The sequence below is a fragment of the Cupriavidus sp. FW305-46 genome, from assembly GCF_058787075.1.
On the sequence record NZ_JBYSZI010000038.1, the window covers coordinates 1 to 16956 of the forward strand.

At 65.5% G+C, this 16956-nt stretch carries 14 protein-coding genes and 1 pseudogene; 14 read left to right on the forward strand and 1 reads right to left on the reverse strand.

Going from position 1 to position 16956, the window contains the following annotated elements:
• The 10 genes and pseudogenes from AC3WON_RS18875 to AC3WON_RS18920 form a co-directional block, all read left to right on the forward strand.
• Positions 1-96: pseudogene (locus tag AC3WON_RS18875) on the forward strand (ABC transporter ATP-binding protein); the annotation flags it as partial.
• A 74-nt stretch (positions 97-170) separates the two neighbouring features.
• Positions 171-1379, forward strand: coding sequence for an ABC transporter substrate-binding protein (locus tag AC3WON_RS18880; protein WP_492320132.1), 1209 nt, complete (start codon positions 171-173; stop codon positions 1377-1379).
• A 151-nt stretch (positions 1380-1530) separates the two neighbouring features.
• Complete coding sequence (locus AC3WON_RS18885; RefSeq protein WP_414224838.1) at positions 1531-2415, forward strand: branched-chain amino acid ABC transporter permease; 885 nt, start codon at positions 1531-1533, stop codon at positions 2413-2415.
• On the forward strand, positions 2415-3470 hold the full coding sequence (locus AC3WON_RS18890; RefSeq protein WP_492320131.1) for a branched-chain amino acid ABC transporter permease: 1056 nt from the start codon (positions 2415-2417) through the stop codon (positions 3468-3470). Before AC3WON_RS18885 ends, AC3WON_RS18890 begins: the two co-directional genes overlap by 1 nt.
• 403 nt (positions 3471-3873) lie before the next feature.
• On the forward strand, positions 3874-4338 hold the full coding sequence (locus AC3WON_RS18895; RefSeq protein ID WP_492352481.1) for a hypothetical protein: 465 nt from the start codon (positions 3874-3876) through the stop codon (positions 4336-4338).
• 81 nt (positions 4339-4419) lie between these two features.
• The gene (locus AC3WON_RS18900) at positions 4420-5181 is read left to right on the forward strand and encodes a sulfite exporter TauE/SafE family protein (protein WP_492320129.1); all 762 of its coding nucleotides are present in this window, start codon (positions 4420-4422) and stop codon (positions 5179-5181) included.
• Between the two features lie 290 nt (positions 5182-5471).
• Complete coding sequence (locus AC3WON_RS18905) at positions 5472-6623, forward strand: ABC transporter substrate-binding protein (protein ID WP_010811281.1); 1152 nt, start codon at positions 5472-5474, stop codon at positions 6621-6623.
• A 560-nt stretch (positions 6624-7183) separates the two neighbouring features.
• A complete protein-coding gene (locus AC3WON_RS18910) occupies positions 7184-8236 on the forward strand; it encodes a branched-chain amino acid ABC transporter permease (RefSeq protein ID WP_058698082.1) in 1053 nt (350 codons plus the stop codon).
• 3 nt (positions 8237-8239) lie between these two features.
• Positions 8240-10081 carry a branched-chain amino acid ABC transporter ATP-binding protein/permease gene (locus tag AC3WON_RS18915; protein ID WP_492352482.1) on the forward strand — a complete coding sequence of 614 codons (1842 nt, stop codon included), beginning with the start codon at positions 8240-8242 and terminating at the stop codon, positions 10079-10081.
• A 9-nt stretch (positions 10082-10090) separates the two neighbouring features.
• The gene (locus tag AC3WON_RS18920; protein WP_492352483.1) at positions 10091-10834 is read left to right on the forward strand and encodes an ABC transporter ATP-binding protein; all 744 of its coding nucleotides are present in this window, start codon (positions 10091-10093) and stop codon (positions 10832-10834) included.
• A 264-nt stretch (positions 10835-11098) separates the two neighbouring features.
• Here the strand turns inward: AC3WON_RS18920 and AC3WON_RS18925 are convergent, their stop codons facing one another.
• Complete coding sequence (locus tag AC3WON_RS18925) at positions 11099-12034, reverse strand: LysR substrate-binding domain-containing protein (RefSeq protein ID WP_492320126.1); 936 nt, start codon at positions 12032-12034, stop codon at positions 11099-11101.
• A gap of 153 nt (positions 12035-12187) precedes the next feature.
• Here AC3WON_RS18925 and AC3WON_RS18930 point away from each other — a divergent pair, with 153 nt between their 5' ends.
• The 4 genes from AC3WON_RS18930 to rsmG all read left to right on the forward strand — a co-directional run bounded on the left by AC3WON_RS18930 (position 12188) and on the right by rsmG (position 16952).
• The gene (locus AC3WON_RS18930) at positions 12188-13183 is read left to right on the forward strand and encodes a tripartite tricarboxylate transporter substrate binding protein BugE (RefSeq protein ID WP_492320125.1); all 996 of its coding nucleotides are present in this window, start codon (positions 12188-12190) and stop codon (positions 13181-13183) included.
• Between the two features lie 3 nt (positions 13184-13186).
• Positions 13187-14059 (forward strand): N-formylglutamate amidohydrolase, encoded by an 873-nt coding sequence (locus AC3WON_RS18935; RefSeq protein WP_492320124.1) that lies wholly within the window; start codon positions 13187-13189, stop codon positions 14057-14059.
• A gap of 211 nt (positions 14060-14270) precedes the next feature.
• Entirely contained in the window at positions 14271-16229 is a 1959-nt protein-coding gene (mnmG, locus tag AC3WON_RS18940) for a tRNA uridine-5-carboxymethylaminomethyl(34) synthesis enzyme MnmG (RefSeq protein ID WP_492352484.1), read from the forward strand.
• Positions 16230-16250: 21 nt separating this feature from the next.
• Positions 16251-16952: a 16S rRNA (guanine(527)-N(7))-methyltransferase RsmG gene (gene rsmG / locus AC3WON_RS18945; RefSeq protein ID WP_492320122.1), complete on the forward strand. Its 702-nt coding sequence runs from the start codon at positions 16251-16253 to the stop codon at positions 16950-16952.
• Positions 16953-16956: the final 4 nt, after the last annotated feature.

Consider the following 16956-nt stretch of genomic DNA (forward strand, 5'->3'; position numbering starts at 1 on the left):
TTCTACGTGATGGAGCATGGCAGCATCGTCGAACGCTTCGCAGCCAATGAGCTGGAGGCCAAGATGCCGGTGCTGCACGAACTGCTCGGGGTCTGATCCGCACGGATCATGGGTTGATGTTTGGCAGGAACGGGTGGCGCGCACGCCGCCGCAAATCAGGAGACATAGACATGAAAAAGACTCGGCTCGCGGCCGCGATGGCGGCCATTGCCATGGGTGCGGTTTCCTTCAGCGCCGTTGCCCAGGTGTCCGGCGACACTGTGAAGATCGGCTATATCACCGACATGTCGGGCCTGTACGCCGACATCGACGGCCCCGGCGGCCTGGAAGCCATCAAGATGGCGGTCGAGGACCGCGGCGGCAAGGTGCTGGGCAAGCCGATCGAGATCGTCTCCGCCGACCACCAGAACAAGGCCGACATCGCCGCCTCGAAGGCACGCGAATGGATGGACCAGCAGGGCCTGGACATGCTGCTGGGCGGCACCAACTCCGGCACCGCGCTGGCCATGAACAAGGTGGCCTCGGAGAAGAAGCGCGTCTACATCAACATCGGCGCCGGCACCGCGCGCCTGACCAACGAAGAGTGCTCGCCGTACACGGTGCACTACGCCTATGACACGGTGGCGCTGGCCAAGGGTACCGGCAGCGCGGTGGTCAAGCAGGGCGGCAAGTCGTGGTTCTTCCTGACCGCCGACTACGCCTTCGGCCATTCTCTGGAAAGCGACACCGCGGCCGTGGTCAAGGCCAACGGCGGCACGGTGGCGGGCCAGGTGCGCCATCCGCTGTCGGCATCGGACTTCTCGTCGTTCCTGCTGCAGGCGCAGTCGTCCAAGGCGCAGATCCTGGGCCTGGCCAACGCCGGCGGCGACACCATCAACTCGATCAAGGCGGCCAAGGAATTCGGCATCACCAAGTCGATGAAGATCGCCGGCCTGCTGATGTTCATCAACGATGTGCACAGCCTCGGGCTGAAGAACACCGAAGGCCTGCTGATGACCGACAGCTGGTACTGGGACATGAACGACGACACCCGCAAGTTCGCCAACCGCTTCTTCGGCAAGATGAAGAAGATGCCGAGCAGCCTGCAGGCGGCGGACTACTCGGCGGCCAGCACCTACCTGAAGGCGGTGGAAGCAGCGAAGACCGACGATCCGGACAAGGTCATGGCCGAGTTGAAGAAGATGAAGATCAACGACTTCTACACCAAGGGCTATATCCGCCAGGACGGTCGTGGCATCCACGACATGTACCTGATGCAGGTGAAGACCGCGGCAGAGTCGAAGAAGCCGTGGGACTACCTGAAGGTGGTCGCGACCATCCCGGGCGACCAGGCCTTCACCACGGTGGCCGAGTCGAAGTGCGCAATGCTGAAGAAGTAAGCTGATGTGAGATCCGCCGGCGGCGCGCCACCTGCGTGCCGCCGGCATCGGACGCGGTTCTTTGCTGCGGTGTTCGCCGCAGCGTTCGCATTACCTGGCACCAACCGCAGCAATCCCCGTCATACAACGGCGGTATCAACGGCACTCCGCGATGGACATCTTCGGAATCCCCTTGCCGGCCATGCTTTCCCAGCTATTGCTGGGGCTGGTCAACGGCGCCTTCTATGCGATGCTGAGCCTGGGCCTGGCGGTTATCTTCGGCCTGCTCAACGTCATCAATTTCGCGCACGGCGCGCTCTTTATGCTCGGTGCGGTGCTGGCCTGGATGGGCATGGAGTACGCCGGGCTGAACTACTGGATCATGCTGCTGCTGTCGCCGCTGGTCGTTGCCGCGCTGGGCGTGGTGATCGAGAAGACCATGCTGCGCTGGATCTACAAGCTTGACCATATCTACGGCCTGCTGCTGACGCTGGGCATCACGCTGGTGATCGAGGGCATCTTCCGCTCGATCTACGGCGTCTCCGGGCTGCCGTACTCGACGCCGGATGCGCTGCAGGGCGCGACCGACCTGGGCTTCATGATCCTGCCCAACTACCGCGCGTGGGTCGTGGTGGCGTCGCTGGTGGTGTGCTTTGCCACCTGGTACGTGATCGAGAAGACCAAGCTGGGCGCCTACCTGCGCGCCGGCACCGAGAACCCCAAGATGGTCGAGGCCTTCGGCGTCAACGTGCCGCTGATGGTGACGCTGACCTACGGCTTCGGCGTGGCGCTGGCCGCGTTTGCCGGGGTGCTGGCCGCGCCGGTGATCCAGATCTCGCCGCTGATGGGGCAGAACCTGATCATCATCGTGTTCGCGGTGGTGGTGATCGGCGGCATGGGTTCGATCATGGGTTCGATCCTGACCGGCCTGGGGCTGGGCGTGATCGAGGGCCTGACCAAGGTGTTCTATCCTGAAGCATCGTCGACCGTGGTGTTCTTCATCATGGTGATCGTGCTGTTGCTGCGCCCGGCCGGGCTGTTCGGGAAGGAGAAGTGATGAGCGTACCCTCCACATCATCGACGCCATCCACGGTGGCGGCCAACGCGGGCAACGCAGGAAAGGGACAAGGCGTGCAGAAGAAACTGTTGTACGGATTGCTGCTGCTGGCACTGGTGGCCGCGCCGCTGGCCGGCGCGTATCCGGTGTTCGTGCTCAAGGTGCTGTGCTTCGCGTTGTTTGCGTGCGCCTTCAACCTGCTGATCGGCTATACCGGGCTGCTGTCGTTCGGCCATGCGGCCTTCTTCGGCGGCGCTGGCTATGCCGCCGGCCATGCCATGAAGGTCTGGGGCGTGACCCCGGAAATCGGCCTGATCCTGGGCACCGGTGCGGGCGCGCTGATCGGCTACGTGGTGGGCTCGCTGGCCATCCGCCGGCAGGGCATCTACTTCTCGATGATCACGCTGGCGCTGGCGCAGATGCTGTTCTTTATCTGCCTGCAGGCGCCGTTCACCGGTGGCGAGGACGGCTTGCAGGGCATCCCGCGCGGCAAGCTGTTCGGGGTGCTGCCGCTGTCGGACGACCTGACGCTGTACTACGTGGCGCTGGCGATCATTGTGGCCGCCTTTGCGCTGATTGTGCGCACGGTGCATTCGCCGTTCGGCCAGATCCTGAAGGCGATCAAGGAGAACGAGCCGCGCGCGGTCTCGCTGGGCTATGACGTCGACCGCTTCAAGCTGACCGCCTTCGTGCTGTCGGCGGCGCTGTCGGGGCTGGCCGGCTCGATCAAGGCGCTGGTGCTGGGCTTCGGGACGCTGACCGACGTGCACTGGTCGATGTCGGGCTCGGTCATCCTGATGACGCTGGTCGGCGGCCTGGGCACATTGTCGGGCCCGATTGTCGGTGCCTTCGTGGTGGTCGCGCTGGAGAACAAGCTCGGCGACATCGGCAACTTCCTGGCGTCGGTCACCGGCATCTCCTGGTTCGGCACGCTGGGCGAGTCGGTGACGATGGTGACCGGCGTGATCTTCGTGATCTGCGTGCTGACTTTCCGCCGTGGCATCATGGGCGAGCTGCTGGCGCGCTTCGGGGGCCACTCGGGCAAGCGGGAGTAACCCGGCACGAGTGACCGCGGGTCGACATGCCCGATTCTGGGGCTAGGGTTTTTTCTAGCTTGTCCTCGATGCACCGCTTCGTTACATTCCATATACGGTTTTCGCAGGTTAAATGGAGGCGGAAGCGAGGAGACGACAGGCGCGCACCCGGTGTCGGGTAGCAGCGTTATAAATAAAGGGCGTTGCCGGGTGATCCTCGGCAACGCTTTTTTCATTTGGGCCTCCCAATCGCTCCTGTGGCGCTTTCGCCCCATCATGGGGCATCCAGGCTGCACCGGCATCACCTGGCTACCCGCCACATGCGACAATGCGGGCGCTCTCATTGCCCGCCATGCCTGCCGCACCTGATTCCCCCCACTCCCCAGCCGTTCCGGATCTTCCCGACACACCTGCGCCGCAGGGCTTGGTACGCCTCGGGCTGGGCGCCGATGCAGTGACGCTGGAAGCCTGGCTGGCTACGGTGCAGCCACTGCCGGTGCCCGCCGCGCGCGCGCGCCGGCTGATGCTGGACGAGCTGCTGGCCCAGTCCGGGCGCGGCATCTGCCTCCTGGTGAACGACGCGCAGGCACCGCACGATCTGCTGGCGTGCCTGCCGGTGGCGCTGCTCCCGAGCCTGGAGCTTGTCGGGCTGGCTGCCTGCGGCATCGAGTGGTGGGTACGGCCCGGGCTGGACGGCGGGGCCCGCCGCGCCTGCCTTGAGGCCTGCTGCGCCATGCTGGCCGACTGGGGCCGCGCGCACGGTATCCGCCATGCGCTGCTGGCGCCGGGGCTGGTGGCAGGGCAAGGCGGCGCGCCGCCGGGCTTCAGCCCGCATGGCAACGGCATGTGGCACCGCAGCCTGGTGCCTGCGGCCAAGGCGCTGGGCTGAACTGATACCGCCTGGCAGCGCGCCGGCCCGCCCGCACCGATCTCCTCCGATCCTTTCCTTTTCGCTTCCCTGCTTCCTGCAATGACGGAATTCGCATTCCTGGCGGTTGCCGCCTTTCTTGCCGGCCTGATCGACGCGGTCGCCGGCGGCGGCGGCCTGGTACAAATCCCGGCGATGTTCTCGGCCTATCCCAATGTCGCGCCGGCCACGCTGCTGGGTACCAACAAGATGGGCTCGATCGCGGGCACCGCCAACGCGGCGCTGCGCTACGGCCGCAGCGTGCGCATCTACTGGGGCGCGACCGCGCCCGCGGTGGTGGCGGCCCTTATCTTCTCGATGGCCGGTGCCTGGGCGCTGACCAAGATTCCGGCCGAGCCGCTGCGCAAGGCGCTGCCGTTCGTGCTGGTGGTGTTGCTGGTCTACACCGTGGCCAAGAAGGACCTGGGTACGGAACACGCGCCGACGCTGTCGGGGTCGCGCGAGCGCATCGCGGCGCTGCTGGCCGGCGCCGCCATCGGCTTCTATGACGGCGTGTTCGGTCCGGGCACCGGCAGCTTCCTGATGATCGCGTTCGTGCGGGTGTTCGGCTATGACTTCCTGCACGCGGCGGCCTCGACCAAGGTGGTCAACCTTGCCACCAACCTGGCGGCGCTGCTGTTGCTGGCCAGCAAGGGCCATATCTGGTGGCAGCTGGGCCTGGTGATGGCGGTGGCCAACATCGCCGGCAGCCAGGTAGGCAGCAAGCTGGCCCTGCGCCACGGCAGCGCCTTCGTGCGCAAGGTGTTTATCGTGGTGGTGAGCGCGCTGATCCTGAAGACCGCCTGGGACGCGTTCCTGCGCTGACGGCGAAGCCGGGCGGCGCTTGCGATGCGGGTTAATCCTCCCTTTTCGCGCCAAGTCGCTGTGCTAGACTCGATCCGAATTCCCGACCGCGCGGTCGGTGAATGGCCGGAGCGCGCCGATCCGGGGGAGTGGTGCGGACGGGGAAACTGGGGAGCGGCCTGGCGTCGTTCCTGGCTGTAGCGCAGGTGCCGGCGATGTGCCTGCGTCAGACCCGAGGGGTCGACAAAAACGGGCATCCGCCGGTGGACGCCGGACGGATGCCTTTCCGTTTCAGGAACCGAGGAGACAAGATGGATTTCAAGCGCGCCAGCCTGCTGGCAATCGCTGCGGCGAGCCTGGTTGCCGGTGCAGCCCAGGCACAGGTCAAGGTCGGGGTGACGGTGTCGGCCACGGGTCCGGCGGCATCGCTGGGTATTCCGGAGAAGAACACCTTCACGCTGATGCCCAAGGAAATCGCGGGCAAGAAGATCGAGTACATCGTGCTGGACGATGCCTCCGACACCACCACCGCGGTCAAGAACACCCGCAAGCTGATCAGCGAAGACAAGGTCGACGTGGTGGTGGGTTCCACCGTGACGCCGAACTCGCTGGCGATGGTAGACGTGGTGGCCGAGAACGATACGCCGATGATCACCATGGCCGCCTCGGCGCGCATCATCGAGCCGATGGATGCCAAGCGCGCCTGGGTCTTCAAGACGCCGCAGAATGACTCGCACATGGCGACCGCCATTGCCGAGCACATGACCAACAACAACGTGAAGACGGTGGCATTCATCGGCTTCGCGGATGCCTATGGCGACAGCTGGGCGCAGGAGTTCGCCAAGGTGGCGGAGCTGCGCAAGATCAAGGTGGTCGCCAACGAGCGCTTTGCCCGTACCGATACCTCGGTCACCGGCCAGGTGCTGAAGATGATGAGCGCCAATGCCGACGCCGTGCTGATCGCAGGCTCGGGTACGCCCGCGGCGCTGCCGGCCAAGACGCTCAAGGAGCGTGGTTTCAAGGGCAAGATCTACCAGACCCACGGCGTGGCCAATGCCGACTTCCTGCGCGTGTGCGGCAAGGATTGCGAAGGCACGTTCCTGCCGGCCGGGCCGCTGCTGGTGGCTGAGCAATTGCCGGACAGCAATCCGGTGAAGAAGCCGGCCATGTCCTACAAGACTTCTTACGAGAAGGCCTTCGGCGGCCAGGTCTCGACCTTCGGCGGTCATGCCTGGGATGCGGGGCTGATCCTGCAGCATGCCATCCCTGAGGCGCTGAAGAAGGGCCAGCCGGGTACCAAGGAATTTCGCAAGGCGCTGCGGGATGCGATGGAGCAGACCAAGAACCTGCCGGTTTCGCATGGGATCATGAACATGAGCGCTACCGACCACCTTGGCTTTGATCAGCGGGCGCGGGTGATGGTGCAGATTGTTGATGGGAAGTGGAAGTTGCTGACTAAGTGAAGGTTGGGGGCGGCGTGGCGCCATGCGGTTGGGTGTCGCGCTTGCCAAGCGCTGCTGTTTCGCCGGCGTAGCCGGCGAGGCACTTTTTGTCCGAGCGACAAAAAGTAACCAAAAAGCGCGTCGCCTATGCGGCTTGCAATCAATTCCACGGCGTTGGTGGTTCGAGCGGTGGTGCTTGCCGTTTGGGCGTGGGTGCCCGTTCGACCCTGCTACGCCACGTGAGTGTGTGCCAGTGCCTGCGTTAGCCCACTATTGAACGATCCCCATGCAGGGCGTAGGCCGCCTGCTGCCGACAGCATCGCGGGGACGCCTACGGCTGCTACGCAGGCCCAAAATGCGCTGACGGTCATTGGGCGCTGCGCGAAGCGCCACGCCTGCCAAGAGAGCGACATCCAACCGCATAGCAACAATGCGAAACGCCTCCATACAGACCACTCGTTAGGGCTTGCCTGTATTTCTACATTAGGCAATCCGTTTACTATTGCGTAAATCCCAAAGCGCACAGCACCCTGTCGGCCCCCATATGATGCAGGCAGGTATTTCCAAAAGACGGGGAGACAATGGACTTATCAATCGCTGCCATCCTGGCCCAGGACGGCATCACCTCGGGCGCGATCTACGCGCTGCTGGCACTGGCCCTGGTGCTGGTGTTCTCGGTGACCCGGGTCATCTTCATCCCGCAAGGGGAGTTTGTTGCCTACGGCGCGCTGACGCTGGCGGCGATGCAGGCCGGTCACGCGCCGCAGACCAGCTGGCTGCTGCTGGCGATGGGGGCGCTGACCTTCGTCTATGAAACCGTCACGGTGCTGCGCAGCGCCGAGTTGCGCCGCACGCTGGGCCAGCGGCTGGCGGTGCTGGCCGGCAAATACCTGGTGTTCCCGCTCGCGGTGCACTGGCTGGCGCAGCAGTATGGCGCGCAGCCGCTGCCGATGCTGGCGCAGATCGCGCTGACGCTGCTGATCATCATCCCGCTGGGGCCGATGCTGTACCGGCTGGCCTACCAGCCGCTGGCCGAGGCCAGCACGCTGGTGCTGCTGATCGTCTCGGTCGGCGTGCACTTTGCGCTGGTGGGGCTGGGCCTGGTGATGTTCGGCGCGGAGGGCTCGCGCACCAATGCGTTCTCGGATGCGCGCTTCGACGTGGGCGCGCTCAGCATCTCGGGCCAGAGCCTGTGGATCGTGGGCGTGTCGGCGCTGCTGATCGGGGCGCTGTACTTCTATTTCGAGCGCACGCTGCAGGGCAAGGCGCTGCGCGCGACCGCGGTGAACCGGCTGGGCGCGCGCCTGGTCGGCATCGGCACCACGCAGGCGGGGCGCCTGTCGTTCACGCTGGCCGCGGCGATGGGCGCGCTGTGCGGCATCCTGATCGCGCCGCTGACCACCGTGTACTACGAGTCGGGCTTCCTGGTGGGCCTGAAGGGCTTTGTCGGCGCCATCGTCGGCGGGCTGGTGAGCTACCCCGTGGCGGCGCTCGGTGCGCTGCTGGTGGGCCTGCTTGAATCCTATTCGTCCTTCTGGGCCAGCGCGTTCAAGGAGGTCATCGTCTTCACACTGATCATTCCGGTGCTGCTGTGGCGCTCGCTGACGAGCAAGCATGTCGAGGAGGAGGAATAAGCCATGACCATGCTGACCGACAAGCAGGCGCGGGTGGCCAGTGCCGAGGCAGGCAGCCGTGCGCGGCTGAACCGCAACCGGGTCCTGGTGCTGGCTTTCATTGTGGTGCTGGTGTTGCTGCCGGCGCTGCCGACGCCGGAGTTCTGGATCACGCTGGGCAACTACATCGGCCTGTACAGCATCGTGGCGATCGGGCTGGTGCTGCTGACCGGGGTGGGCGGCATGACCTCGTTCGGCCAGGCCGCGTTCGTGGGGCTGGGCGCGTACAGCACGGCCTACCTGACCACGCAGTTCGGGCTGTCGCCCTGGTTCGGGCTGATGGTGGGGCTGGTGATCACGATGGCATCGGCCTATGTGATCGGGCTGATCACGATGCGCATGTCCGGTCACTACCTGCCGCTGGCGACCATTGCCTGGGGCCTGTCGCTGTTCTTCCTGTTCGGCAACCTGGAGTTCCTGGGCAAGTATGACGGCCTGAACGGGATCCCGGTGCTGTCGTTCTTCGGCATCGAGCTGCAGTCGGGCCGCTCGATGTTCTACCTGATCTGGGCGGTGGTGCTGCTGGCCGTGCTGGCGATGCAGAACCTGCTGAACTCGCGCCCGGGCCGCGCCATCCGCGCGCTCAAGGGCGGCGGCGTGATGGCCGAGGCCATGGGCGTGAACACCGCGTGGATGAAGGTGGTGATCTTCGTGGTGGCGGCGGTCCTGGCGTGCGTGTCGGGCTTCCTGTACGCGCACCTGCAGCGCGCGGTGAACCCGACGCCGTTCGGCCTGAACTACGGCATCGAGTACCTGTTCATGGCCGTGGTCGGCGGCGTGGGCCATGTGTGGGGCGCGGTGCTGGGCGCGGGCATCCTGACCATCCTGAAGGATGTGCTGCAGGGCGTGCTGCCCAAGCTGCTCGGTGCCAACGGCAACTTCGAGATCATCGTCTTCGGCGTGCTGCTGGTATTGCTGCTGCAATACGCGCGCGATGGCATCTGGCCGTTCCTGCGGCGTCTGGTGCCTTCGGGGCCGCCGGTGCTGGCGCCGGCGCAGGCCGAGGCCCTGGCCGTGCGCCAGAAGCCTGAGGCCGGCGACCTGATCCTGGATGTGCGCGCTGCGCGCAAGGAGTTCGGCGGGCTGGTGGCGGTGAACGATGTCAGCTTCCACGTGCGCGCGGGCGAGATCATCGGGCTGATCGGTCCCAATGGCGCGGGCAAGTCCACCACCTTCAACCTGGTGACGGGCGTGCTGCCGGTCACGCGCGGGGAGGTGCGTTACCGCGGTGAAGTGATCTCGGGCCTGCCGTCGCGCGAGATCGTCAAGCGCGGCATCGGCCGCACCTTCCAGCACGTGCACCTGCTGCCGACCATGACGGTGCTGGAGAACGTGGCCATCGGCGCGCACCTGCGCGGTGATTTCCGCGCCCAGGGCGGCGTCTCTGCCGCGATCCTGCGCATGAACAAGGCCGAGGAAGAGAAGCTGCTGTTCGAAGCGAAGCGCCAGCTTGAACGCGTGGGCCTGGCCGATTGCATGTACATGGAAGCCGGCAGCCTCGCGCTGGGCCAGCAGCGGATTCTTGAAATCGCGCGTGCGCTTTGCTGCGACCCCGCGCTGCTGTTGCTCGACGAGCCGGCAGCGGGCCTGCGCTACAAGGAGAAGCAGGCCCTGGCCGAACTGCTACGCAAGCTCAAGGGTGAGGGCATGAGCGTGCTGCTGGTCGAGCACGACATGGATTTCGTGATGAACCTGACCGACCGGCTGGTGGTGATGGAATTCGGCACGCGCATTGCCGAGGGCGTGCCCGAGGAAGTGCAGAAGAACCCCGCGGTGCTGGAAGCCTATCTGGGTGGCGTGGAGTAAGGACCGGACATGAGCCTGATTCTCGAAGTGAAGGACCTCCACGTCCGCTACGGCAAGGTGGAAGCGGTGCACGGCGCCAACCTGAAGGTGGAGGCCGGCAAGATCGTCACGGTGATCGGCCCCAACGGTGCCGGCAAGTCGACCATGCTCAATGCGATCATGGGTGCGCTGCCGGTGACGGGGTCGTCGAGCGGCTCGGTCAGCTACCTCGGCCACGACATGGCCGGCATCCCGGTGGAGGGGCGCGTTGCGCGCGGCATGTGCCTGGTGCCGGAGAAGCGCGAGCTGTTTGCGTCGATGACGGTGGAGGACAACCTGCAGCTGGGCGCCTTCCGCCGCAAGCGCGCCGGCGAGAAGAACTACCTGGACCAGATGGACGTGGTCTATGACCTGTTCCCGCGCCTGCGCGAGCGCGCACGCCAGGACGCCGGCACGCTCTCCGGGGGCGAGCGCCAGATGCTGGCGGTGGGGCGCGCGCTGATGGCCAAGCCGCAGTTGCTGATGCTGGACGAGCCCAGCCTTGGCCTGGCGCCGCTGATCGTAAAGGAGATCTTCCACATCATCAGCAACCTGCGCCAGACCGGCGTGGCTACGCTGCTGATCGAGCAGAACGCGCGCGCCGCGTTGCAGGTGGCGGACTACGGCTATGTGATCGAAACCGGCGATATGGCGATGGAAGGGCTGGCCGACGAGCTGGCTGCGAACCCGAAGGTGATCGAAACCTATCTTGGATTGGCAAAAAAGGCGGCTTGATCTGCCCGGTTTTCGCCAGAGGAATGAGGGCCTGCGGAAGCAGGCCCGCCCCTTCTCTATTGGTGGTGTGAATAACTTTGGGGATAACCCAATTCAGAGGCGCTTCGGACTGATGTCGCTACCGGCGCGCTGATGTAGGCACGCCAATATCCATTGGAACGATTTCTGGTAATCAAATTTACCAAATACTATCTATCTAGATAATAATTTGAGGAAATTTATCTGCAGGATGAATGCATTTCTACAGGATTTTTGTTCTGTAATTCATCCAGTGAATAAAGTGTCGATGCCGCTGCCTGTATCCTTCGCTGCGGTCTCCAGCAGCCAATCACGGAAGCATGTCAGCGCCGGATGATCGCGCCGTTCCTTCGGCGCACACAGGAAATAGCCCCGTTGCAGCGTAATTGGCAGGTCAAACGGCGCCGTTACGCGTCCGGCGGCAATTTCGTCGCGCACCAGGCAGCGCTGCAGCACGGCGACGCCAATGTCGGCGCGCACCGCCTGGATCAGGATCGAGACCTGGTCGAACGCTGTGGATAACCTTGGCGCAGCGTTGGGTACGCCGGCGGCCTGCAGCCAGTTTTGCCAGTTCGCCGGCGCGGTGGTGTGGTAGAGCAGAGGCTCGTCCAGCAGCTCCGCGGGAGACTGCCAGTGGCCGGCCTCGCGCCGTGCCCGGGCGCGGTCCGGATGGCAGACCGGCACCATTTCACGTCCCACCACATAGTCGGCCTGCAGGCCGGGCCACTTGCCGGCTTCACCCGCCAGGATGGCGGCGTCGGGGGAGGGGCCGGAGAGATCCTCGTCGCGCTGGTACGGGACGAAGTCCAGCCGGATTTCCGGATGGCGGCGATGGAAGTCCGGCAGGCGCGGCACCAGCCAGACGCTGGCCAGCGTGGGCACGACGGACAGCGTCAGGTGGTGCCGGCGGTCACCGGCGCGCAGGGCGGCGCTGGCATGCTCGATCGTGGCCAGCGGCTCGGCCACGGCCTCAAGCAATTTCCGGCCGGCATCGGTCAGTACCAGCCGGTGGGCATTGCGCTGTAGCAGCGGCTGCCCGAAATGCGCTTCCAGCCGCGCGATGGCACGGCTGATGGCACCCTGGGTCACGCACAGTTCGTCCGCCGCACGCGTAAAGCTGCCCAGCCGTGCCGCGGTGGCAAAGGCGTGCAACTCGGACATCGATGGGGAATGCAGCCGCATGGCGGGGGAGGGGAGTAAGGGCGGGACGGCTGCCGGAGCGACCGCTGCAGGATGATCTTTGGTAATGCAAACGTGCAATATAGTCGTTTGTGCCCGCCCGGTAAACGGCTGACACTCGTCCGGTTCATGCACAAAACCAACAGGAGAAACCCCATGATCCGAGCCAGGATGTCCCGCCGCCAGCTGCTGCTGTCCGGTACCGCCGCCGCTGCCACGCTGGCCTTTGCCGGCAACGCGTTCGCGCAAGCCAATTACCCGACGCGCCCGATCCGCCTGATCGTGCCGTTCGCTGCGGGCGGCTCCACCGACCTGTCGGCGCGCCTGGTGGCAGAGTTTGCCGGCCGCGAGCTGGGCCAGTCGATCGTGGTCGAGAACAAGGGCGGCGCCGGCGGCTCGCTGGGCATGGAGCAGGTGGCCAACGCCGCGCCCGATGGCTACACCATCGGCATGGCCACGGTCAGCACGCACGGCTCCAACCCCGCCGTATTCCCGAAACTCAAGTACGACCCGATCAAGGACTTTGCCCCGATCACCAACGTGGTGTCGATGCCGAGCGTATTCACGGTGCATCCGAGCGTGCCGGCGAAAACCATGCAGGAATTCATTGCCTTAGCCAAGGCCAATCCGGGCAAGTATTCGGTTGCCTCGCCGGGCACAGGGACCCTCGGCCACGTAAATCTTGAGAACTTCCAGATGCTGGCGAAGATCGAGTTGCTGCACGTGCCGTACAAGGGTGCCGGCCTTGGGCTCAATGATGCGGTGGCAGGGCAGGTCAATGCGATCTCGGACAACCTGGCCTCGGCGCTGCCTCATGTGAAGTCGGGCCGCCTGCGCGCGCTGGCGGTGCTGGGCGCCACGCGCTCGCCGCAGTTGCCAAACGTGCCCACCTATGCGGAATTGGGCTACAAGGAGATGGGCGACGGCGGCTGGTTCGGCATCGTCGCGCCCGCGGGCACGCCGCCCGCCATCGTGGCAAGGCTGAACCAGGCCATCCTCAAGGCCATGCAGAACCCTGAATTCAAGCGCAAGGTGGAGGAGTCCGGCGGCACGTTGGTGCCGACCACGCCGGAGCAGTTCAAGGCCCAGATCCAGCAGGCCATTGCGCGCTATGCCCGCGTCGCCAAGGCCGCCAACATCCAACTGGACTGACGCATGGCTGAAGCGAATCACCTGGCCGCCGCACTGCCGCCGGTCATCGTGCGCTTGCCGGAAGGGGAGGCGCTACCGCTGGTGTGTGACTCGCCGCACAGCGGCACCGCGTACCCGGCCGACTTCGGCGCGGCGATTCCTGCCGCGCGTCTGCGCGGGGGGGAGGACACGCACGTCGATGCCCTGTGGGAGGCCGTGCCCGCAGCAGGCGGTACGCTGCTGGCGGCCACCTTCCCGCGGGTCTATATCGACCCGAACCGGATGCCCGACGACATCGATCCGGCCCAGCTCGACGGCACTTGGCCGACGGCACTGGCCCCGGGGCCGAAGACGCAGCTGGGCTACGGCCTGATCTGGAGCCGGGTCGACGCCAGCACGCCGATCTATGACCGCCGCCTGTCCGTGGCGGAAGTGCAGGCCCGTATCGACCGCTACTACCGGCCGTACCATGCGGCGTTGGCCGAGGCCGTGGAGGGTGCTCACCAGCGCTTTGGCGCGCTCTGGCACCTGAACCTGCACTCCATGCCCAATAACGCCTACGAGCGGCTCAAGATCGCTAGCCCGCACCCGCTGGCGGACTTTGTGCTCGGCGACCGGGACGGCACCACCTGCGAGCCGGGGCTGGTCGACCTGGTCGCAAGGGAACTGCGCGGCATGGGTTACACGGTGGCGCGCAACGACCCGTACAAGGGCGTGCAGCTGATCGCGCAGATCGGCCGGCCGGCCGAGCGGCGCAATAGCCTGCAGATCGAGATCCGGCGGCCGCTGTATATGGACGAGGTGAGCCGCGAGCGCAATGCCGGGTTCGCCACCTTGCAGCGCAATCTTGGCAAGCTGACCGGGCAGGTTGCGGGGTATATCCGCGCGCAGCTCTGAGACGCTTGTTCCACGTGAAACATCCGGCCGGGCCATGTGCTCGGCCTTTTTGTTTCACGTGGAACATAACGTCGCTTTCGAGCGACTCGCCGGGTATCGCCAACGCCATGTTTCACGTGAAACATGGTTACCGCCGGAAAGCGGCTAGTCGATTGCCGCTATAATTTCGCATTCCCGTATTTTCCCGCCAGCCTCCCGGAGGAGGTGTACCATGCTTTACCCAAAAGAATTCGATGTCATCGTCGTCGGCGGTGGTCATGCCGGCACTGAAGCTGCACTCGCCGCGGCCCGTATGGGCTGCCAGACGCTGCTGCTGACTCACAACATCGAGACGCTGGGTCAGATGAGCTGCAACCCGTCCATCGGGGGCATCGGCAAGGGGCACCTGGTCAAGGAAGTGGACGCCATGGGTGGTGCCATGGCCGCCGCCACGGACGAGTCCGGCATCCAGTTCCGCATCCTCAACTCCAGCAAGGGCCCGGCGGTGCGCGCAACGCGCGCCCAGGCGGACCGCGTGCTGTACCGTAAGGCCATCCGTACAAGACTGGAGAACCAGCCGAACCTGATGCTGTTCCAGCAGGCCGTAGACGACCTGATGGTGGAGGGCGACCGCGTCGTCGGCGCCATGACGCAGGTGGGCATCGCCTTCCGCGCCCGCGCGGTGGTGCTGACTGCCGGCACCTTCCTGGACGGCAAGATCCACGTCGGGCTGGACAACTACACCGGCGGCCGCGCCGGCGACCCGGCAGCGGTGTCGCTGTCGGCGCGCCTGAAGGACCTGAAGCTGCCGCAAGGCCGCCTGAAGACCGGCACGCCGCCACGCATCGACGGCCGCACCATCGACTTCTCGGTGATGGAGGAGCAGCCCGGCGACCTGGACCCGGTACCGGTGTTCTCCTTCCTGGGCCGTCCGGAGCAGCACCCGCAACAGCTGCCGTGCTGGATCACCCATACCAACAGCCGCACCCACGACATCATCCGTGGCGGGCTGGACCGCTCGCCGATGTACACCGGCGTGATCGAAGGGGTAGGGCCGCGCTACTGCCCCAGCATCGAGGACAAGATCCATCGCTTTGCCAGCAAGGAAAGCCACCAGATCTTCCTGGAGCCCGAAGGCCTGACCACCAACGAGTTCTATCCCAACGGGATCTCGACCAGCCTGCCATTCGACGTGCAGCTGGAGCTGGTGCATTCGATCCGCGGCATGGAGAACGCGCATATCCTGCGCCCCGGCTATGCGATCGAGTATGACTACTTCGATCCGCGCGGGCTGAAGGCATCGCTGGAGAGCAAGGCCATCTGCGGCCTGTTCTTTGCGGGCCAGATCAACGGCACCACCGGCTATGAAGAGGCTGCCGCGCAGGGCCTGCTGGCCGGCATCAACGCTGGCTGCTATGTGCGCGAACGCGATGCGTGGACGCCGCGCCGAGACCAGGCCTACCTCGGTGTGCTGGTCGACGACCTGATTACCCGCGGTGTGACCGAGCCGTACCGCATGTTCACCAGCCGCGCGGAATTCCGCCTGAGCCTGCGGGAAGACAACGCCGATATGCGCCTGACCGAGGTCGGCCGTGAACTGGGCGTGGTCGACGATGCACGCTGGGATGCCTTCAACCGCAAGCGCGACGCTGTTTCACGTGAAACAGAGCGCCTGAAGAGCACATGGGTGAACCCGGCCATGCTTCCGGTCGAAGACGCCGTGCCGCTGCTGGGCAAGCCGATCGAGCGCGAATACAGCCTGGCCGACCTGCTGCGCCGGCCAGAAGTCCGCTATGAAGCACTGATGGCGCTGCAGGGTGGCCGCCATGCCCCGGAAACGCCGTTGGACGCCGAGCCGATGCTGGCAGAGCAGATCCGCGAGCAGATCGAGATCGGCATCAAGTACCACGGCTATATCGCCCGCCAGGCGGCGGAGGTCGACAAGCTGGAAGCCAACGAGTCGACGCGCCTGCCGGAAGGGCTGGACTACACCGAAGTGCGTGGCCTGGGCTTCGAGGTCAGCCAGAAGCTGAACCAGCATCGTCCGGAAACGCTGGGCCAGGCCTCGCGCATTTCCGGCGTGACGCCGGCCGCGATCTCGCTGCTGCTGGTGCACCTGAAGAAGAAGGGGCTGGGGCGCACGCGCGCTGAGTCGGCCGCGCCTTCCGGCAACTCTGAAGAGGCTGCCTGAGTGCCCGGTCCGCGACACACCATGACCGACGACGCCACGCAGCGTCGTCGCCTTGAAGCCGGTCTGGCCGAGATCGGGCTGGCGCTGGCGCCGGCCCGGATCGACACCTTGTTTGCCTACCTGGCGCTGCTGCGCAAGTGGAACGGCGTCTACAACCTGACCGCAATCCGCCACCCCGATGAGATGCTTACGCATCACATGCTGGACTCGCTCGCCGCTGTGCCGGCACTGGCCAAAGCCGCGCGCGCCGCAGAGGTAGGCACGCCGGCGCGGGGCAGGGTATTGGACGTGGGCTCGGGCGGCGGCATGCCCGGCCTGCCGCTGGCCATCGCCTGTCCCGACGTGTCGGTGCTGATGGTGGACATCGTGCAGAAGAAGACCGCCTTCCTGACCCAGTGCCGTGCGCAACTCGGGCTTTCCAATGCCGCGGCGCATTGGGGGCCGGTGGAGAAGCTCGACGATGCCAGCGGCTTTGCTGTGATCACCTCGCGCGCGTTTGCGGAACTGACTGATTTCGTGAACCTGTCGGGCCAGCTCCTTGCACCGCACGGCAAGCTGATCGCCATGAAGGGGCTTTATCCACAGGCCGAGCTGGACCGCATGGAAGCTGCCGGGCTGATGGCGCAATGGCAGGTCGATGCGGTGCCCCGCATCACCGTGCCCGGGCTGGATGCCGAGCGCCACCTGGTGGTGCTGTCGCGGCGCGCAAGCGCCCACGCATGACGTA